This window comes from Puia sp. (assembly GCF_035546395.1).
Taxonomy (GTDB): domain Bacteria; phylum Bacteroidota; class Bacteroidia; order Chitinophagales; family Chitinophagaceae; genus Puia.
The window spans coordinates 552543-572785 of record NZ_DASZXR010000016.1; the positions used below are offsets into that span (position 1 = coordinate 552543).

Consider the following 20243-nt stretch of genomic DNA (forward strand, 5'->3'; position numbering starts at 1 on the left):
ACCCTTGATTTTTTCGATATGGCTAAGACACAGAATCCTCAAATGTAGGGCGTAACGGGCGTTCGACCATCATGTACTGTCATGTTGGTTTTGGGAATTAATTTGTTCACTATGTTTTTTAGTTTATTTGGCTACTATTTTTAGTAGTTTTATTTACTAAGAAGTTATAATTCTGCAGTCACCCACTGCAGAATTACGAAAGGTTCGTAGAATTGCGAAAGGGCCTGGCGAGGTTTCTTCCGTCAACGGATTTTAACAGGCACTTACGATGCCTTGTAGCATTTGAGCGAGGCAAATTCCTGCCTGCGTATGCGGGACAACTCAATTTCTATTTGAACGTACTGGATGAGAAGGTGAGATTGGAAAATGAGAATCCCTCAATCGGCATTATTCTCTGCAAGGAGAAGAAGAATACCGTGGTGGAGTTTACGGTAAGAAGCATCGACAAAGCGATGGGCGCTGCGACGTACCGGACAATGAAGGAGATACCCCGTGAAATGAAGGGCATCCTCCCCGATGTCGCGGAGATGGTCAAATTATTGTGAAGCCTCAGGCCTGGACCTTGACCGCCTGGCGGGCAAGCAGACGCCACTGGCCTTTTTGTTTGACCCAGATGAGCAGCACGGAGAGATGGGCATTTCCTGGCTTGCCCCCGTCGTTGGTGGTGGCGGTAAGCGTATGGCGGACCCAGGCAGTATTGCCGACGACCTTGACGGTTTGATTAGTGAGGTCGATGGTGACGAAGTCGGAGGACTTATTGAGGAGGGCCTCCTCGAAGGCGGCCTTGTCCTGCAGGTTCCCATTGGAATGTCCGTAAGTGAGCTCGTCGAGGACAAGAGCGTCGAGGGTCGCCTTGTCGGGATCGACAAGGGCCTTGCGGAGAGCCTCTACGGCACCGGACACTGCCTGTTCGTCCCTGGACTGTGCGAACACGGGAGCGGCGAAAACGGATAACATCAGAGTGGATAAGAGCATGAGACGCATATTTTGCAGTTTTTGAGTTGTACCGGAATATGTTTTAGGAGATACCCAGGTCCTTCTGGATCTCTTCGAGCGTACGGCCCTTTGTCTCGGGCATGACTCGCCAGATGAAGAGCAGCTGCAGCACCATCATCACGGCAAAAAAGACGAAGGAATAGAAGCCGCCGTTGGGATTGCCTTCGACAATATAGGGGAAGATCGAAGTGATGATCGCAGCCATGACCCAGTGGGTGCCGCTGCCCAGCGAACCGCCCTGCGAACGAACGGAGTTGGGAAATATCTCCGAAATAAAGACCCAGATGACCGCGCCCTGCGAGAAGGCAAAGAAGGCGATGAAGCCGATGAGATAAAGCAAAAGGTGACTGTTGCCCGACCCGGGGTTACGGAATGCGCCGGCGGTGAGCGACAGGAACAGGATCATGCCGAGCGAGCCGATGATAAGGAGGGTCTTGCGGCCAAATTTATCGATGAGACTCATCGCAAGCAGCGTGAAGACGAGGTTGGCGACGCCGATATAGATGGGCTGGCTAAAGGCCTGGGTCTTGTCGAAACCGGCCATCTCGAAGATACGGGGCGCGTAGTAGAGAATGGCGTTGATACCCGCCAGCTGATTGAACATGGCCAGCAGCATCGCATAGATTATCGGTTTGGCATAACGGGCTTGGAGCAGCGATTCGCGATGCTCTTTCACCGATTCCCGGATGGTTATGACGGCAACGTCGAGGTTCTGTTCGCCGAGTCTCATCAGGATGGGGATCGCCGCGGACTCGTTATTGTTGAGGATAAGCCAGCGCGGGCTTTCGGGGATGGCGAACAGCAGGATAGCAAAGATGACCGCCGGTACTACCATAACGCCCAGCATCCAGCGCCAGGCGTCCGGTAGTGCGAGCTGGGTAAAGAGGTAGTTGGTGAGATAGGCGACCATGATGCCCGCCACGATATTGACCTGGAACGACCCGGCGAGCCGGCCCCTGAGCTTGGCCGGGGATATCTCGGAGATGTACATCGGGGCGATGACCGAGGAAGCGCCCACCGCCAGCCCACCGAGGATGCGAAAGGCGATGAATCCCATCCACGCCGTGACAAACGCACAACCCAGGGCCGCGACGATGAAGAATATCGAGATCACCTGCAGGGTCTTCTTGCGGCCATAGATGCGGGCGGGAAAGCCGGCAAAAATCGCGCCGAGGATGGTGCCGAAGATGCTGGAGGCTACGGTGATCCCCTGGGTGAGTTTATTCAGCTGCCATAGTTTTTCCAGGGTTTGTTCGGCGCCCGAGATGACGACGGTCTCGAAGCCGAAGAGAAAACCGCCGAGAGCGGCAATAAGGGCGATACGCACGGGGTAAGAAAGCATGGCAGACAATTTAAAGTTACGAACGGGGAATCCGGTTCTTGATTCACCGAAAATAAGATTAATTTCAATTCGCGCATGAAGTACGAAGCCATCACCATAAAAGACATCGCCAGGGCCCTTGGACTCTCGACCTCCACCGTCTCCCGCGCCTTGCGCGGCAGCTATGAGATCAGCGCCGAGACCCGGAAACTGGTGCTCGAATACGCCGATAAGCTGAACTATCGACCCAACCCGATCGCCCTTAGTCTGAAGGAGAAGCGCAGCAGGTCCATCGGGATCGTCGTTTGCGAGATCGCCAATAACTTTTTCTCCCAGGTGATCAACGGCATCGAATCCGTTGCCTATAAAAAAGGGTACTACGTGATCATCAGCCAGAGCCATGAATCCTTCGAACGGGAGGTGGCCAACACCCAATACCTCGCCTCACGGAGCGTAGACGGCCTGCTGATCTCCCTTTCCACGGAAACGACGGACCTCACCCATCTGAACAAGCTGCATGACAAGGGACTGCCGATCGTATTCTTTGACCGCATCACCGAGGAGATGCCGACCCATAAGGTCATCGCCAACAATTTCAACGGCGCCTACCAGGCCACGGAACATCTTATCGACAACGGCTTTAAACGCATTGCCCATCTCACCATCTCGCCGCACCTGTCGATCACGAAGGAGCGCCTGGCGGGATATAAGGCGGCACTGGCCGACCACCACTATCCGTATGACGAATCCCTTGTCAAGTATTGCAAGTACGGCGGTTTGATCGAGGGCGAGGTGTCCGAGGCCGTTGACAGCCTGCTGGGGTTGAAACACCGGCCGGATGCGATCGTTGCCGCCAGCGACAAGCTGTCGACAGGCTGTCTCGCGGCGCTGGCCAAGCGAAAGGTCAAGGTTCCGGAGGAGATGGCGATCGTCGGCTTCACCAACTCCCTGCTGACCGATATTTTCCATCCTGCGCTGACCAGCGTCCGCCAGCCGGCCTTCGAGATGGGGCAGGCGGCCATGGAAATGCTGATCGACATCATTGAGAGCAAACACGCGATCACCCAGTTCGAGACGAAGGTGCTGAATACGGAGCTGACGGTGCGATCGTCCAGCACGAAACGGCGATAATGACGCCGGGATCCGGCGCCAGGCCCGGCTGCAGGAAGCCGGCGCCGCAATCGGGGGCTAATCCAATTGCACGCGCGTTTGCTTGGGCGCAAACAGGTGCATCACAAGCCAGGCTAGCAAATACGCCGAACCACAGATCAGGAAGATGATGGTATATCCCAGGGTCTTATTGTTGTGTTTTGTGAAATAGTCGAGGAGTATGCCTACCGCCGGCTGGAAGATGATGCCGCCGATGGATCCGGCCATCCCGCCAATCCCGGTGATGCTGCTCACGGCCCTTTTTGGGAACATATCGGAAGCGGTTGTGAAGATATTGGCGCTCCAGGCCTGGTGGGCCGCCGCGGCCAGGCTGATCAGGGCCGTGATCGCCCACATATTGCTCAGATAACCGGCGAAGACGACGGGGACCACGCAAAGGGCGAAGATGAACATCACCGTCTTCCGCGCCTTGTATACCGGCCAGCCTTTTTCGATCAGGTAGCCGGACAGATAGCCGCCGCCAATGCTGCCGATGGTCGTGGAAGAGTAGATGATGACCAGGGGCCAGCTGACCTTCGTGATATCCTGGTGGAAGACGTCATGAAAATAGCCCGTCAGCCAGAAAAGGTAGAACCACCAGACGGGATCGGTGAGGAACTTACCGAAAACGAAGGCCCAGGTCTGACGAACGCTCAACAGTTTGGCCCAGGGCACGCGGTTGCCCGTCGCAGCGGGTGCGGCGTCCAGGTCATCACTGTGGATATACTCGTATTCCGCTTTGCTCAACTTCTTTTTCCGCGACGGTACCTCGTACATCAACCACCAGAAGATCAGCCAGATGAAACCAAGTGCGCCGGTGGCGATAAAGGCCATCTGCCAGCCGTAGGCCGCCAGGATCAGCGGCACCATGATCGGCGCGACCACGGCGCCGATGTTGGCGCCGGAATTGAAGATGCCGGTAGCAAGGGCCCGTTCTTTTTTGGGAAACCATTCGGCGGTCGCCTTAATAGCCGAAGGAAAGTTGCCGGCTTCGCTCAGGCCGAGGGCCGACCGGGCAACGGTGAAGCCAAGGGTCGATCCGGCAAGGGCATGGCCCATGGCAGAAAGGCTCCAGCCGATGATGGAGATCGCGTAGCCGATCTTGGTCCCCACCCTATCGATAATGGCGCCGAAGATCAGCAGGCCGCTGGCGTAGAAGAACTGGAAGATACCGTTGATCGTACCGAAGGTGGTGTCGTCCCACCCAAAAGTGTCTTTCAGGGTAGGCTTCAACAGGCCGATCACCTGGCGGTCCATATAGTTGATAGTGGTCGCAAAGAACAGGAGTGCGCAGATGGTCCAGCGGTAACGGCCTATGGAAGCGTTAGACATTATGAAGTTCAATTAGGCAATTAAGATAGTCATTTATCGGATATCAGGAATATTCACCAGGTCCATATCCGTATAGGTATAGTTCTCCCCGGCCATTCCCCAGATAAAGGAATAGTTGCTGGTGCCGCAGCCCGAATGGATCGACCAGGGCGGCGAGACGATGCCCTGGCAGTCGGCGACCACGAGGTGGCGCGTCTCCTGCGGCTGCCCCATGAAGTGGAAGACGCGCTGTCCTTCGGGGACATCGAAGTAGAAATAGGCTTCCATCCTACGGAGATGGGTATGTGCCGGCATGGTGTTCCATACACTGCCTGGCTTCAGGATGGTAAGCCCCATCACGAGCTGGCAGCTGCGGATGCCTTCGGCATGGATATACTTATAGATCGTGCGGGCATTGGACGTCTCAGCCGATCCGGTGGTAACGGGGAGCGCCTTTTCCTTTGGCAGAAACTGCACGGGATGAACGGCATGGGCAGGGGCGGAGAGCAGGAAGAAGAGCGCCGGTTCGTCCGCATGTTCGCTTTCGAAAACGATCTTCTTAACGCCCTTTCCCGCATAGAGGCAGTCGAGCTTGTTCAGCTCGTAGGGAATGTCGTCCGCATGCACCCTACCCTTCCCGCCGACGTTGATGATGCCGAGCTCCCTGCGTTGCAGGAAAAAGTCGGCACGGAGCTCCGGGTGGGTTTCAAGAATGATTCTTTGATGTACCGGACAGGCGCCGCCAAGGATCACCCGATCGTAATGGGTGTACACCAGTTGGACCGAATCGGGCTGCATGAGTCGGTTCGTCAGAAAGGCATCCCGCAGCTCGTCTGTCGTCATCCCGCGGACCTCTTTTGGACTATGTTCGAATCGTATTTCCATTTTCACTTCATGATTTATAGTTTAAGATGCCGGCCGCATCTTATCGCCCCATCCAGCCGCCGTCAACGGTGAGGATGGTGCCGTGTACATAATCGGCCGCCGAAGAAGCCAGGAAGACCGTTGGCCCCCGGAAGTCATCGGGATCCCCCCAACGCCCGGCCGGGATCCTGTCGAGGATGGCCTTGCTGCGGACCGGGTCATTCCGGAGGGCCTCCGTGTTATCGGTGCTGATATAACCGGGGGCGATACCGTTCACGTTCACCCCCTGCGAAGCCCATTCATTGGCCAGCGCCTTTACGAGACTGGCCAATGCGCCTTTGCTGGCGGCATAACCCGGGACGGTGATCCCGCCCTGGAAGCTCAGGAGACTGCAGGTGAAGATCACCTTGCCACTGCGGCGGGCGATCATCTCCCTCCCAAACTCGCGGGCCAGGATGAAGGCGGCATCGAGGTTGATAGACAGCACCTTGTCCCAGTATTCATCGGGATGCTCGGCGGCCGGTTTCCGAAGGATCATGCCGGCATTGTTGACCAGGATATCGACGCGGGGGTGGGTTGCCTTTACCCTCGCAATAAAGTCATACAGAGATGCCCGATCCGTTAGGTCGGCCTGGAAGGGCGAAAAGTTGCGGCCGAGGGCCCGGACCTCTCTTTCCACCGGGCTGTCCCGCAGCGGAAGACTGGCGGAGATGCCGATGATATCGGCTCCGGCAGCGGCCAATCCGAGGGCCATGCTTTTCCCGATACCTTTATTCGCACCGGTGACCAGCGCGATCTTTCCCTTCAAACTAAACAGATCAGACATAATGATTTTAAGGACTATATTTGACAAGTGTACATTGTAATTCTTAGAAGAACGTATTGATCTTCAACTTTTTTTACGAAAACGTTTGCGCGGGGAGCATCAACTACATGAAGTTTGAAGCCATTACCATAAAAGATATTGCCAAAGCATTGGGCCTGTCAGTATCAACCGTTTCAAAGGCGCTGCGGGGTAGCCACGAGATCAGTGAGGAGACGAAGAAGCATGTTCTGGCCTATGCTGCCGAACACAATTATAAACCGAACCCCATCGCCCAAAGCCTCAAGCGGGGACGAAGCAAATCGATCGGGGTGATCGTCTGCAATATCGACAATAACTTCTTTTCGGCGGTGATCAACGGCATCGAGTCGGTCGCCCGCCAAAAGGACTATAACGTCATCATTACCCAAAGCCAGGAGTCCTACGAGCGGGAGATCGCCAACAGCGAGCATCTTTCCTCCCGGTCGGTGGATGGGCTTATCATTTCCCTGTCGGCCGAGACGAAGAAGGTAGATCATCTGACCAGGCTGCATGACAAGGGACTGCCGATGGTGTTCTTTGACCGCATCACCGACGAGATCGCGACCCACAAGGTCATCGCCGACAATTTCAAGGGCGCCTATGAGGCCACACGGCACCTGCTGGAGCAGGGGTTCCGGCAGATCGCACATATCACCAGCAGCGGTAGCCTGTCGATCACGCTCGAACGGCTGGAGGGCTATAAGAAGGCCCTCGCCGATGCGGGGTTGAAGCCCGACGAACGCTATATCAAATTCTGTCAGCATGGCGGGATGATCCCCGATGAGACCCGGCAGGCGCTGACGGAACTGCTGGAACTGCACAATCGTCCCGATGCGATCTTTACCGCCAGCGACCGGCTGAGTACCACCACGCTAAGCCTCCTGCGAAAGATGAAGATCGAAGTGCCTGGGCAGATCGGCCTGGTGGGGTTCACCAACAGCATTTCCGCCGATATCTTCCATCCTTCACTGACCTCGGTAGTGCAGCCCGCCAAAGAGATGGGTCAGACGGCCACCGAGATGCTGATCCAACTGATCGAAGCCAGGCGGCCCGTGACCGAATTCCAGAAGGTGGTGCTGGATACGCAGTTACAGATCAGGGAATCGAGTCTCCATAAGTGACCTTTTTCCTTATCTTTGCCTGGTTAACCTATGTTCAAGCGGCTAATCTACATATTTGCGCTCTGCTGTTTCGTGAACAGCTCCTTTGGATGTGTCCCGGGGGCTTACTGTTCCGACCTCTCGCTGCTGGATATGCTGATCGGCCAGGTCCAGGGTGATGATGACGGCGGCAGCGATGAAGGCATGAACAAAGATCTCTGCGGCCATCACTACACCATCTCACGCACCCATGAGACCGCCCGGCGGCTGCCTTCGCTCTGGAAAGGCATCGTCCGCATCTTCAGCCCGGTACAGCATGTATACGGCAATTTCCTCATCCGGAAGCCTATTCTTCCCGCCTACTATAATTTCCTCTTTCGATTGAGTCCTTTCTGAGCGCGTTTTCCCTGTTACTATCTCCGAAAAGGCCGGAGGCCTTTTTATTATTTCCAACAGCGAAAACTTTATTGGCTTTATGCTCAAATCTCTATTCACCAACGGCGGTTGGGTGATCGTACTACTTTCTATCTGCCAGGTCAGTTGCCGCAGCTATGCCCAGCCGGACGGCGGGAACGCGGACACCTTACGGCTTCCCGTACTTACCCTGGACCAGCGGGACACTGTCATCCAAACTCCCTATGTGGCCGACATCCAGGCCATCAAAAATGTCGAGATCCGGGCCCGGGTCAAGGGTTTCCTGGAATCGATATTCGTCGACGAAGGAAAGCCCGTCAGGAAGGGGCAGCCGCTTTTCAAGATCAACGATGAGGAATATACCGTGAACCTGTCGAAGGCCAAAGCGGCCTTGTCCAATGCGCTGGCGGCGGCAAAATCCTCCGAAGTCGAGGCCGGCCGCGTCAAACTGCTGGTGGACAAGCATGTCGTCGCAGCTTCGGAGCTGGACCTGGCGCTGGCCAGGGTGGCAGCCGACAAGGCGACCATCGAAGAGGCCCGGGCAGCGGTGCAGAGTGCGGAGAATCATCTCTCCTATACACTCATCCGCGCCCCGTTCGATGGTCTGCTGGACCGGATACCCCTGAAGGCGGGGAGTCTGATCGACGAGGGTACCCTGCTGACGAGCCTCTCGGATATCAGCAGCATGTATGCGTATTTCTCCATTCCGGAGAACGAATATCTGCGGCTGCAAAAGAGCGGCGACGGCGGCAGCGGCGACGTACAGCTGGTGCTCGCGGACGGAAGCAATTACCCCTATCATGGAAAGATCGAGACCGTAGAGGGTGAGATCGAACAGAACACGGGGTCGATCGATTTCCGGGCGCGCATTCCCAATCCCCAGCGGCTGTTGCGGCATGGGGCCACCGGGAAGCTGTATATCTCCCGTCGTGTGGACAGCGTACTTGTCGTTCCCCAACGAAGCGTGTTCGACATCCAGGATAAAAGCTATGTCTATGTGGTGGGAAAGGGGGATGTCCTTCAGATGCGCAATATCGTGCCGTTGACACGCCTGACCGGTTGCTACCTGGTCCGGGAAGGATTGCAGCCAGACGAGCGGATCCTATACGAGGGCGCACAGAACGTGCGTGCCGGAATGACCATTCATCCAAGGCCGGTCAAAAACTAATTTTTCTATGCTTCAATTGTTTATCAGGCGACCGGTGCTGTCGCTGGTGATCTCTTTAATCATACTGTTGCTGGGGGTGCTCTCACTGGTGAACCTCCCGGTGACCCAATTCCCCGATATCGTGCCGCCGTCGGTGACCGTGACGGCCAATTATACCGGCGCCAACGCCGAAGTCTGTACCAAGGCAGTGGCCACTCCACTGGAGCGGGCCATCAACGGGGTGCCCGGCATGACATATATGTCGTCGGTGTGCAGCAACGACGGACTAACGGTCATTACGATCAACTTCAATGTCGGCGTCGATCCGGACCAGGCTGCTGTAAGCGTCCAGAACCGCGTCGCCACCATCCTCGACGAGCTGCCGGAGGAGGTGATCCGGGCCGGTGTCACGACGGAAAAGGAAGTCAACAGCATGTTGATGTATCTGAATATTCTGAGCGGGGACAGTACGCTGGACGAGAAATTCATTTACAATTTTACCGATATCAATATCCTGCAGGAACTGAAGCGCATCAACGGCGTGGGCCGCGCGGAGATCATGGGGGCGAAGGATTATTCGATGCGGGTCTGGCTGAAACCCGATCGGATGCTGGCCTATCGCATCTCCACCGAAGAGGTGATCCAGGCGATCCGCGATCAGAACGTGGAAGCCGCGCCGGGAAAAACGGGGCAGAGTAGCGACCGGAGTCCACAGCCGTTGCAGTATGTCCTGCGATATCCCGGGAAGTTCTTCGAACCGGCGCAGTACGAAAATATCGTCATTCGCGCCGACAGTAACGGGTCGATCCTGAAATTAAAGGAGGTCGCCGACATCGAATTCGGCGCCCTGACCTATAACATGGTGTCTAAGACGGACGGACAGCCTTCCGCTTCCATCCTGATCAAGCAGCGGCCCGGCAGCAACGCACGGGACGTCATCACCGATATCAAGAAGAAGATGGCCGAGCTGAAGACAAGCTCCTTCCCGCCGGGCATGACCTACAACATCAACTACGATGTGTCACGTTTCCTCGATGCGTCCATCCACGAGGTCCTGCGAACGCTGGTAGAGGCCTTTGTGCTGGTGTTCATCGTCGTTTACATCTTCTTACAGGACTTACGGAGCACGCTGATCCCCGCATTGGCCGTTCCGGTCGCGCTGGTGGGCACCTTTTTCTTTATGCAGCTGCTCGGCTTTTCGATCAATCTGCTGACGCTCTTCGCGCTGGTGCTGGCCATCGGGATCGTGGTAGATAATGCGATAGTGGTCGTCGAAGCCGTACACTATAAGATGACCACGGAGCATTTGAGCGCAATGGACGCGACAATAGGCGCAATGAAGAGCATCGCCGGGGCATTGGTGGCGATCACGCTGGTGATGTCCGCGGTGTTCCTGCCCGTGGCCTTCATGACCGGCCCTGTTGGCGTGTTCTACCGGCAGTTCTCGCTTACGCTGGCCATTTCGATCGTCATTTCCGGGATCAATGCATTGACCCTGACGCCGGCGCTATGCGCCATTTTGCTGCGGCATTCCCCGCCGGGGAAATTGTTCCGGGGTTTCAACCGGGGCTACGTGCGGGTCTCGAACGGTTATGGCCGGCTGCTGTACCGGATCGCGGGCCGCAAATGGGTGACGCTGGCGATGCTGCTCTTCTTTGTCGTCGCGACCTGGGGCGTTTCGAGCCTGTTGCCCGGCGGGTTCATCCCCACAGAGGACCAGGGGATGATCTATGTCAACGTCACGACCCCGCCGGGCGCCACCGTAGAGCGGACCGAGCGGGTGCTGAGCGAGGTCCAGAAGGCCGCGGCGGGGCTGGCCGATGTCGAATCGGTATCGACCCTCTCCGGTTACAGCCTCGTCAACGAAGTGGCCGGCGCCAGCTACGGCATGGGGATGGTCAATCTCAAGCCCTGGGGCCAGCGGAAGGCTTCGCTGGAAGAAGTCATGCATGAGCTGGAGCGGCGGACCCGCGACCTTGGCGACGCGTTGATCCAATTCTTCCCGCCACCGACGATCCCCGGTTTTGGCAACGCCAGCGGATTTGAGATCCGGGTGCTGGACCGGAGCGGTAGCGACGATTGGCAAAAGACCGCCACCATCACCACCGATTTTATCGATGCGTTGAACAAGACGCCGGAGATCGCGGGCGCCTTCAGCACCTTCGACGCCGGCTTTCCGCAATACCTGATCTCCATCGACTATGCCGTGGCCGCGCAGAAAGGCATTACCACCGACAGGGCGATGTCGGCCCTGCAAACGTTGATGGGCAGCTATTACGCATCGAATTTCATCCGCTTTGGCCAGATGTATAAAGTCATGGTTCAGGCTTCGCCGGAATACCGCACCAAGCCGGAAGACATCCTGAAACTGTATGTGAAGAACAACAAGGGGGAGATGGTGCCCTTTTCCAGCTTTGTGCGGATGCAGAAGATCCACGGACCGGAGCAGCTTACACGGTACAATATGTATACCTCCGCCATGATCACGGGGGATGCGGCGCCGGGATTCAGCAGCGGCCAGGCGATCGAAGCCATAGCGCGGACAGGGAAAGAAAAACTGCCCCGGGGCTATAGTTTCGACTGGAGCGGGATGACCCGGGAACAGGTGCTGTCGGGCAACCAGGCCGTTTTCATTTTCGGGATCTGTCTTGTGTTTGTGTATCTGTTGCTGGCGGCGCAATATGAAAGCTTTCTGCTTCCCCTTGCCGTTATCCTGTCGCTGCCGGCAGGAATATTGGGATCGTTCTTCTTTCTGAAACTCGCCGGACTGGAAAACAATATCTATGCGCAGGTGGCGCTGGTCATGCTCATCGGGCTGCTCGGGAAGAATGCCATTCTGATCGTGGAATTTGCGATCCAGCGGCAAAAGCAAGGGTTGCCGGCGCTCGGTGCGGCGATCGAAGGGGCAAGGGAGCGGTTACGGCCGATCCTGATGACCTCGCTGGCATTTGTCGCGGGTTTGCTGCCGTTATGTATTGCCGGCGGCGCCGGCGCCATGGGTAACCGTAGTATCGGCACGGCCGCCGCGGGCGGGATGTTGTTTGGGACCGTCTTCGGAGTGGTGCTGGTGCCGGGGTTGTATGTGCTGTTTGCGACGATAAAAAAGCGCCGGCGGAAGATGCCGATGGTGGCGGGAGCATTGATATTTCTGGCTTTGTTGGGTGGCGGTTGTAAGACGCCTTCGGCGTCCACCGCACCGGGGCACGTCGCTGTCCCTGCCAGCTTTGGTGAGAATACGGATACCACCGGCATCGCCAATGTGCCCTTCCGGCAGTTTTTTCCGGACACCTATTTGCGCGAGCTGATCGACACCGCCTTGCACCGCAATTTCGACGTCGGGTCGGCGCTGTCGCGGGTCGCCATCGCCGCGGCCAATATGCGGCAGAGCCGGGCGACATTGTATCCGGAGGTGGACGCCATGGCCAATATTTCCAGGTATGAGAATGGTGATAATGCGGTGAACGGGGTGGGAAGCGACAATTTCGTGGGGTTACGCAGCAGCTGGGAGGCCGATGTTTGGGGAAAGCTGCGGAATAGGAAGAAGGCTGCCGTAGCGCGCTGGTTGGCGAGTCAAGAGGGATATCGGTTTGTGGTGACCAGCCTGGTGGCGGATATTGCGACGCTGTATTATCAGCTCCTGGCGCTGGACAACGAGCAGCGGGTGCTGACACGGAATATCGAGTTGCAGGAAAACGCGCTGGAGATCGTGCAGGTGCAGAAGGAGGCCGGGCGGGCGACGGAACTGGCAGTACAACAGTTTCGCGCGCAGCTGTTGCATACGCGGAGTCTGCGCTATTCGACGGCGCAGCAGATCGCCGAGACGGAGAACCAGATGAATTTCCTAAGCGGCCGGATGGGCGGATCGATCCGGCGGGACAGCTCGTTGCTGGAGCCGGCCGTACCGGACGGGTTGGCGGCGGGGCTGCCTTCGCAGTTGTTGTTGAACCGGCCGGATATCCGGGCGGCGGAACTCGAGCTACGGGCCGCGCATGCGAACATCGGGGCAGCAAGGGCGGCCTTCTTCCCTTCGCTGACCCTCACGCCGTACGTGGGTTACAATGCGTTCAAGGCTTCGCTATTATTCGATGGAGGTTCGTTGGTTTGGGGCGCCGCGGCCGGGCTGCTTGCGCCGGTGATCAACCGGCAGGCCCTCAAGGCGGACTATGCCCGATCGGTAGCCGGAGGACAGGTTGCGCTGATGGAATACCAGAAGGCCATATCGGGTGGATTTCGCGAAGTCGTCAACAGCCTGAAGGGCATCCATAACTATACCGAATACTACCGGTTGAAACAGCAGGAGGCGGAGTCGCTTCGGCAGGCAGTAGCCGTAGCCAATGATCTCTACCTGGTGGGAAGGGCTTCCTACCTCGAGGTCATCACGGCGCAGCGCAGCGTGCTGGACGCCGAGCTGGAAGTGACAGGCGCCCGGAAGGAGATATTATTACACACCGTCGCCCTCTACCGTGGAGTAGGGGGTGGATGGAGATAACTATTATTTACCATCAACTGAATACAATGCGTGTCTTTGAACCTTTGACGACGGAGAACTGCCCGGTCCGGCATGTACTGGACCGTATTGGGGGCAAATGGTCGATACTGGTGATCCTGATGCTGGGGAAGCATGGGAAGCTCCGGTTCAACGAACTTTCGAATGCGATAGGGGATGTGTCGCAGAAGATGCTGACGGTGACGGTGCGAAGCCTCGAGGCGGATGGACTTGTTTCTCGTCAGCTATATCCGGAGATCCCGCCGCGGGTAGAGTATGAACTGACGGAGATGGGCCAGGGCTTATTGCCGCTGGTCCGGGCATTGGAGGGCTGGGCCGGGGAGAATATCGCGGAGATCCGGGAGATGCGGCAGCGGTTCGAGCGCTAAGGTGCGGCGGATGCCCATTCGAGTTTCAGAAGGGCTACCGCGTGTGCCGGCAATGAGACCGTGATATGGGGCGTTGTAAGCGCTTTTGGAGGTTCGGGTCGTTGCAAGAGGCCTGCGGCCTCGAGGGTTTGATATTGGTGTGGGGTGGGATTTTGCGGCGAACCCATTTTTTTCCAGGCCTCGTAGGAATTGCTGTGAGCCTCATCGATGCGGTACTGAGTGAGCTTTATTTTTTTCCCCGGCAGATCCGTCAGTTGAATGTCCATTGTCTTGGACGGCCCCGGCAGATCGTCATCGGTATAGTTCCAGACCAGGATATACATCGCATGAGCATCGGCGGTGACAAAGGCACTATCGACAGGGATGCGATTCCCCCGCATGAGGCCAAACATCCGGAAGACATTCAGAACGGGTTTGTCGATTCCGTTCGTCGCCAGATCGCGGAAACCGTCAAAATATCGCTGCCCTTCGAATTCAAAGGCCCAGCTCATCGCCGCGGCGAGGTTCACCTGCATGCTGTCGGCGATGGCGGCGATGCGGGCGAAGGAGGCGGCGGTATAGCTGGAATACATCGTTCCGTTCCGGTACGCGTTCTCGGGATTGGTCGTCATCCCGCAGGCGGCGCAGCCTTCGGGATCGCATTCGGTGATATAAATAGGCAGCCGGCTAAAAGCCGATGCCCTGACGATGGCAAAGCCATTGGTGACATCCGCGAGCTGCGGGGCCATATTCATGCGCACATGCCCGTCGATGAATTTCGGGCTGCCTTTTGCATGGAAGCTGATGAAGTCCAGCGGAACCTTTGCCGCGGCGCAATGACCGAGGAATTCGCGGAGCCAGCGCGAGGAGTTCCTGCCCCGGGGGCCGGTGGTGGCCGGCCCCCCGACCTGGGCTTCCGGCAGCGCCTTTTTGACGGCAAACGCCGCGTAGTCGTAAAGTTTGAAATATTCCTCTTCGGTACCCTTCCAATACGGGATATCGGGTTCATTCCACACTTCCCAGCGCCAGGTGGCCACTTCCTTCGCGCCATATCGTTGGACACAGTGACGGACCCACTCCCCGACAAGGGCCGCCCATTTCTCATAACTTTTTGGCGGGTAGGCCCAACCGGTGAAGATGGTGTCATAGGTTGTCCCGGGATGCCAGTGGTGACGGTATGGTACGGGATGTACGGAGAGCGCTTCCGGCATAAAGCCGATCTCGGCCAGGGGTTTCATCCCGCGATGGACATACGTGTCGAAAATGCTGTCGGCGATGCGCCAGTTGTAGATGGGGTTGCCGGCCGCGTCTTCGGTATAGGCGTTGGTCGAGCCCCATTTGAGGGCGGGGGTTCCGTCGCCGGTCGTCAGGAGGTTGTGACAGCGGACGTATACCGGGACGGGGCTTAGGGCAGCCAGTTCGCTGAGCAGCTTCTTTCCGTCCCGCATATACGTAAAATTGGGTTCGTCATAGCCGAAATACGCCCAGAAATGAGATTGAGGATGGGTCTGTTTGGTGTAGTCGATGGTGATGGTTTGTGCAGATGCACAAATCCCCGCTAAGACTAGCAGGGATCCATTAACCAAAACCAGCAGTGATGCCAGCTTAATTTTAAGCGAGTTCTGTGCCTTTATTCTTTTTTGTAATAACATAATAGATTGGTATTCCAAGAAGGACGATCGCCAATCCCCGTACCGTAAACCTGGGCGTATAGATCAGCTGCAGGATACACAGCGAGCCCGCCAGCAGGATATACAGCCCGGGCAGGACCGGGTAGCCGAACGCCTTATAGGGCCGGGGCAGGTCGGGTCTCGTCCTTCTCAACCTGAATATACCGAGAATAGTGAGAATATAGAAGATCAACACCACAAAGATGACGTATGCCAGCAGTTCGTTGTATTGTCCGCTAAGGCAAAGCACGGAAGCCCAGGCACACTGCGTCCACAGCGCCCGGCTGGGAACGGCATTGCGGTTCAGCGTTCCGATTTTCTTGAAGAACAGGCCGTCGAGGGCCATGGTATAATACACTCTGGCGCCGGAAAGGATGAGCCCGTTATCGCAACCGAAGGTGGATACCATCAGCAGGATCGCCATCACGATGGTGCCGCTGGCGCCGAAGATGCGGAGTGAGGCGGTGACCCCTACCCTGTCGTTCTCAGCGTTGGCGATGTCGTGCAGGGAAAGGACGTTGACGTACATCAGGTTGGTGGACACATAGATGGCCGTTACGATAAGGGTGCCCAGGAAAAGGCTGAGCCCGATATTTCGCTGTGGCCGTTTGATCTCCCCGGCGATGAAGGTCACGTTGTTCCAGGAGTCGCTGCTGAAAAGGCTGCCGACCATGCTGGCGGCGATAGCGCCGAGACCGGCCAGTCCGACATAAGGCACGATGTTATCGCCTTCGCGGTGGCCGAGAACGAACCCGGTGCTCCAGTTGACGTGAGCGATCCCCTTACTGGCGGCCAGGAGGAAGCCGAAGATGACCAGACCCGCCAGGGCGATTATCTTCGCCAGGGTGAAGACAGTCTGGATCAGCTTGCCTTCCTTCACGCCCAGGGTATTGATCTTCGTCAGTCCCACGATCAGGAGAATGGCTAAGATCTGAGCCGCGCTGATGCGGATGAACCCCAGATCTATCAGGATATGCTGTTCCCCAAGCGATGGAAAGATAAAGGCGGTGAATTTTGCAAAGGCCACGGCGACGGCGGCGATAGAGCCGGCCTGGATGACGGCGAAGAAGGCCCAGCCAAAGAGGAAGCCCACGAGCGGGTTAAAGGCCTCTTTCAGATAGACGTACTGGCCGCCGGCTTTTGGGAACATCCCGCTCAGCTCGCCATAGCTAAGGGCGGCGATGAGGGTCAGTAAACCGGTGAGCGCCCAGATGAGGATAAGCCAGCCGGCGGAGCCTACGTTTCGGGTGATGTCGGCGCTGACGATAAAAATGCCGCTGCCGATCATCGAGCCCACCACGATCATCGTTGCGTCGAGCAAGCCCAGGGATTGTTTGAAGGATGCGTCGCCAGTCATCAGGCAAAGGTGTTTTCGGGACGGATGGAGAGATAGTCGGGGAGCGCCGGGCGGGTGGCCACGGCTTCGCCGATGACTTTGAGGATCCTTTCCCTTTCTTTTCCCTCCAGCGGCAGCCTCGGCGCACGCACGTATTCGCTTCCGATGCCGGTCTGTACTTCGGCCAGCTTGATGTATTGCACCAGCTTGCTATGGATATCCAATTCGAGGACGGGCAGGAACCAGCGGTAGATCGCCAGGGCTTCTTCCGTGCGGCCCGCTTTTACGAGGCGGTATACGGCAACGGTCTCGGCGGGGAAGGCGCATACCAGGCCGGCGACCCAGCCGTCGGCGCCCATCAGCATCTCTTCCATCGCAAGCGTATCGACACCGCAGAGGATCTTGAAGCGATCGCCAAAACGGTTGAGCATCCGGGTGACATTGGACACGTCCCGGGTGGATTCCTTTACCGCCTGGATATTCGCGCATTCGGCGAGCTCGTCGAACATTCCCAGGGTGACCTCGGTCTTATAGTCGACGGGGTTGTTATAGATCATGATCGGAAGGTCGGTGGATGAAGCGACGGTCTTGAACCAGGTGACGGTTTCCCGATGGTCGGCCGAATAACGCATCGGCGGCAGGATCATCAGGCCCTGTGCACCCCACTGCTTTGCATAGGCCGCCTGTTGCAGCGCGTCGCGGGTGGAACCTTCGGCGATGTTGAGGATCACGGGTACTTTACCGGCCACGGATTCGACGGCGAATTTTACGAGCCGTTCTTTTTCTTCTGTGGTGAGGACGCTGGCTTCTCCCAGGCTGCCGCCGAGGATGATCCCGTCAACGCCCGAGGCCAACTGGAATTGGAGGTTCTTGTCGAAGAGTTTCAGGTCCAGTTCGTCTTTTGCTGTGAATTTCGTTGTTAGCGCGGGCATGACGCCTTTCCAAACTATAGGCATAAGATGTTGATGTTTTTTCAAATGTATTTATTACACGTCTGGTTTATATGGTGATTTTTAATCAATCCTATACAGATATTAACCGTTTGTTCTTTCCAGGGGTTGCCTTGGGTTTACAATTCGCCATTATTCCGCGCAGGCGGCTCGACGCCCAACAGGTGTCTCACGAAGAAGTCCCGGCGCTGGACCCGGCCATAGGGACCGCCGTCGGTATGGTCAAATCCGGGTAGAGGCAGGAATTCAAAGGTCTTACCCGCTTTTATCAGCGCATCGGCAACCCGGTACGTAGATTCGGGAGGTACATTGTTGTCGGCCTCGCCCACAAACAACATCAAGGCTCCCCGCAACCGCCAGGCGTTGGTGACATTGGATTGCTCGTCGTAGTGCTTTCCAACGGGATAGCCCATCCATTGTTCGTTCCACCATTGCTTGTCGATGCGGTTATCATGGCAGCCGCAGGACGAGACGGCCGCCTTGTAGAAGTCGCCATGAAAGAGGAGACCGCCAAGGGAGTTCTGGCCTCCGGCGGATGTCCCGTAGAGACCGACCCGCGAAGTGTCTGCATAGGGATATTTCTCCGCCATGGCCTTGATCCAGAGGATGCGGTCGGGGAACCCGGCGTCGGCCAGGTTCTTCCAGCAGACGTCATGGAAGGCCTTCGACCGATTGGCCGTGCCCATGCCGTCGATCTGCACCACGATGAACCCGAGTTGGGCAATGCTTTGCATCTCGCCGTAGCGGCCGGTGAAATCCTTTGGTACAAAAGCGTCCTGCGGACCGGCATAGATATTCTCGATGACCGGGTAGCGTTTTGCCGGATCGAAGCTGGCAGGACGGACGATGATGCCCCAGATATCGGTGACCCCGTCACGGCCTTTTGCGTGGAAGGGTTCGGGAAATTGAAACCCGGCGGCCAGATAGGCCGATGCATCGGCCTTCTCGAGGTCGAGGATCTTCTTCCCATCGGAACTCCGGTGGAGCTCGATGGTGGTGGGAACGTTGATCTCCGACCAGGCATCCAGGTAGAACTTTCTGTCCGGCGACCAGGTCAGGATATGATTGGCCTTTATGGGGGTGAGGTTGACGAGATGCCGGCCGTCGAAGCCGATACGGTAATAATGTATATAATACGGGTCTTCGCCGGGGTTCATCCCGCTGGCGGAGAACCAGATCTCCCTGCGCTTCGCGTCGACGCTGTCGATCGTCCGGACGATCCATGGCCCTTTTGTCACCTCCTGTTTCTGTGCGCCGGTGGTGGCGTCCAACAGGTAGAGGTGTTGCCAGCCGTCCTTCTCCGAAGTCATCAGCATTTCATTCGTTTCGGGCAGATAGTAAGTGAAGAGCCGGGATTCATAAATAAAGGTGTTTGTCTTTTCGTCATAGACGGTCCGGGTCCCGGCGGTGTTGGCGTCCACTTCGATGATCCGAAAGCGTTGGTGCCCGCGCTCGACCCGCTCGAAGGTAAAATAGCGGTTATCGCTATGGCGCCAGTGCAGTTCGGGCGCACCGAAGAAATCGAGGATGGGGGTGTTGACCTTCGTTGTCTTGTGTCCTTCCGGCCGGAAGAGGAACATCTCATAGGTGGTGAAGGGGTCGCCGGGTTGTTTATAGGGGCGTTGACGGAGCTGGCCTCGCGTGGTGCCTTTTACCGACGAGAGGACATAGAAGACGGCCGAGTCATGGACGGGATTGACATGATAGCCGACGACGTATTTGCTGTCGGGCGACCAGGCCAGGTGGCCATAGGGTTTTGCGGTATCGCCGTTGGTGGTATAGGCCACGCCGTCCTGCCGCGTGCCGCCGGCGGGGCGGATGAAGACATTGCCATCGTGGATATATGCGACTAACTGTTTGTCCGGGGATACGGAGTCGGTCGAGAAAGAGGCCCAGCGCCGGCCGGTAAACGGCCGGAAGCGGGTGAAGCGCGTAGCCGTGTCTGTGGGTTGGGCATCCAGCTTCTTGCGGGTGCCGTGGATCATGTCGACGGAGATGTACTCTTTGACGCTATCTTTCAGGATATTCTGGTACCAGAAGCTGGTATTGTCTGCCGACCAGTGCGGCCGGATGCTGGTCTTGAATATCGACCGGGTCGCAACGGAGTCAAGAATATGCGCTTTCCTGTACCGATCCATGATCTCGGATCGGGTTGGCTCATAGGGCGCCGAAGGCGCCTTGGAGAAGCTAGCCGGCGCATACGGTTGCGCATGGGCGGTAAGCAGGGCAAAAAGAAGCCCTGCCTGCAGGAGCAGGATTTTTCGAAGCATATCGTATGGTTTGTTTT

The 20243-nt window shown here is 57.1% G+C and carries 16 protein-coding genes; 7 read left to right on the forward strand and 9 right to left on the reverse strand.

All coding sequences use genetic code 11. The features are described from left to right. Window positions 1–212: 212 nt before the first annotated feature. Window positions 213–545 carry a PDDEXK nuclease domain-containing protein gene (locus VHE34_RS23545; protein WP_325592489.1) on the forward strand — a complete coding sequence of 111 codons (333 nt, stop codon included), beginning with the start codon at window positions 213–215 and terminating at the stop codon, window positions 543–545. A 4-nt stretch (window positions 546–549) separates the two neighbouring features. Here the strand turns inward: VHE34_RS23545 and VHE34_RS23550 are convergent, their stop codons facing one another. Then, the gene (locus VHE34_RS23550) at window positions 550–975 is read right to left on the reverse strand and encodes a nuclear transport factor 2 family protein (RefSeq protein WP_325592491.1); all 426 of its coding nucleotides are present in this window, start codon (window positions 973–975) and stop codon (window positions 550–552) included. 43 nt (window positions 976–1018) lie between these two features. Next, window positions 1019–2338, reverse strand: a complete 1320-nt coding sequence (locus VHE34_RS23555; RefSeq protein ID WP_325592493.1) for a sugar porter family MFS transporter — start codon at window positions 2336–2338, stop codon at window positions 1019–1021. Window positions 2339–2413: 75 nt separating this feature from the next. On the opposite strand from VHE34_RS23555, the gene VHE34_RS23560 reads away from it, so the two are divergent. After that, window positions 2414–3448: a LacI family DNA-binding transcriptional regulator gene (locus VHE34_RS23560; protein WP_325592495.1), complete on the forward strand. Its 1035-nt coding sequence runs from the start codon at window positions 2414–2416 to the stop codon at window positions 3446–3448. Window positions 3449–3505: 57 nt separating this feature from the next. Here the strand turns inward: VHE34_RS23560 and VHE34_RS23565 are convergent, their stop codons facing one another. Genes VHE34_RS23565 through VHE34_RS23575 form a run of 3 tightly spaced genes read right to left on the reverse strand, consistent with a single transcriptional unit; the run spans window position 3506 to window position 6467 of the window. After that, on the reverse strand, window positions 3506–4798 hold the full coding sequence (locus VHE34_RS23565; protein WP_325592497.1) for an MFS transporter: 1293 nt from the start codon (window positions 4796–4798) through the stop codon (window positions 3506–3508). A 33-nt stretch (window positions 4799–4831) separates the two neighbouring features. Further along, a complete protein-coding gene (gene kduI, locus VHE34_RS23570; protein WP_325592499.1) occupies window positions 4832–5662 on the reverse strand; it encodes a 5-dehydro-4-deoxy-D-glucuronate isomerase in 831 nt (276 codons plus the stop codon). A 40-nt stretch (window positions 5663–5702) separates the two neighbouring features. Continuing rightward, window positions 5703–6467, reverse strand: a complete 765-nt coding sequence (locus VHE34_RS23575; protein WP_325592501.1) for an SDR family NAD(P)-dependent oxidoreductase — start codon at window positions 6465–6467, stop codon at window positions 5703–5705. Between the two features lie 107 nt (window positions 6468–6574). Here VHE34_RS23575 and VHE34_RS23580 point away from each other — a divergent pair, with 107 nt between their 5' ends. The 5 genes from VHE34_RS23580 to VHE34_RS23600 all read left to right on the forward strand — a co-directional run bounded on the left by VHE34_RS23580 (window position 6575) and on the right by VHE34_RS23600 (window position 14021). Beyond that, window positions 6575–7606 (forward strand): LacI family DNA-binding transcriptional regulator, encoded by a 1032-nt coding sequence (locus VHE34_RS23580; protein ID WP_325592503.1) that lies wholly within the window; start codon window positions 6575–6577, stop codon window positions 7604–7606. 30 nt (window positions 7607–7636) lie between these two features. Further along, entirely contained in the window at window positions 7637–7981 is a 345-nt protein-coding gene (locus VHE34_RS23585; RefSeq protein ID WP_325592505.1) for a hypothetical protein, read from the forward strand. Window positions 7982–8060: 79 nt separating this feature from the next. Beyond that, a complete protein-coding gene (locus tag VHE34_RS23590) occupies window positions 8061–9167 on the forward strand; it encodes an efflux RND transporter periplasmic adaptor subunit (protein WP_325592507.1) in 1107 nt (368 codons plus the stop codon). Between the two features lie 7 nt (window positions 9168–9174). Beyond that, window positions 9175–13635: an efflux RND transporter permease subunit gene (locus tag VHE34_RS23595; RefSeq protein WP_325592509.1), complete on the forward strand. Its 4461-nt coding sequence runs from the start codon at window positions 9175–9177 to the stop codon at window positions 13633–13635. A 26-nt stretch (window positions 13636–13661) separates the two neighbouring features. After that, window positions 13662–14021, forward strand: coding sequence for a helix-turn-helix domain-containing protein (locus VHE34_RS23600; RefSeq protein WP_325592511.1), 360 nt, complete (start codon window positions 13662–13664; stop codon window positions 14019–14021). On the opposite strand, the gene VHE34_RS23605 is transcribed toward VHE34_RS23600, so the two are convergent. The 4 genes from VHE34_RS23605 to VHE34_RS23620 form a co-directional block, all read right to left on the reverse strand. Continuing rightward, a complete protein-coding gene (locus VHE34_RS23605; RefSeq protein ID WP_325592513.1) occupies window positions 14018–15586 on the reverse strand; it encodes a GH39 family glycosyl hydrolase in 1569 nt (522 codons plus the stop codon). The two genes, VHE34_RS23600 and VHE34_RS23605, sit on opposite strands and share 4 nt — an antisense overlap. A gap of 25 nt (window positions 15587–15611) precedes the next feature. Continuing rightward, window positions 15612–17027: an APC family permease gene (locus VHE34_RS23610; RefSeq protein ID WP_325592515.1), complete on the reverse strand. Its 1416-nt coding sequence runs from the start codon at window positions 17025–17027 to the stop codon at window positions 15612–15614. After that, entirely contained in the window at window positions 17027–17962 is a 936-nt protein-coding gene (locus VHE34_RS23615; protein ID WP_325592517.1) for a dihydrodipicolinate synthase family protein, read from the reverse strand. Before VHE34_RS23615 ends, VHE34_RS23610 begins: the two co-directional genes overlap by 1 nt. Before the next feature lie 113 nt (window positions 17963–18075). Continuing rightward, window positions 18076–20226 carry a S9 family peptidase gene (locus VHE34_RS23620; RefSeq protein WP_325592519.1) on the reverse strand — a complete coding sequence of 717 codons (2151 nt, stop codon included), beginning with the start codon at window positions 20224–20226 and terminating at the stop codon, window positions 18076–18078. Between the last annotated feature and the right edge of the window lie 17 nt (window positions 20227–20243).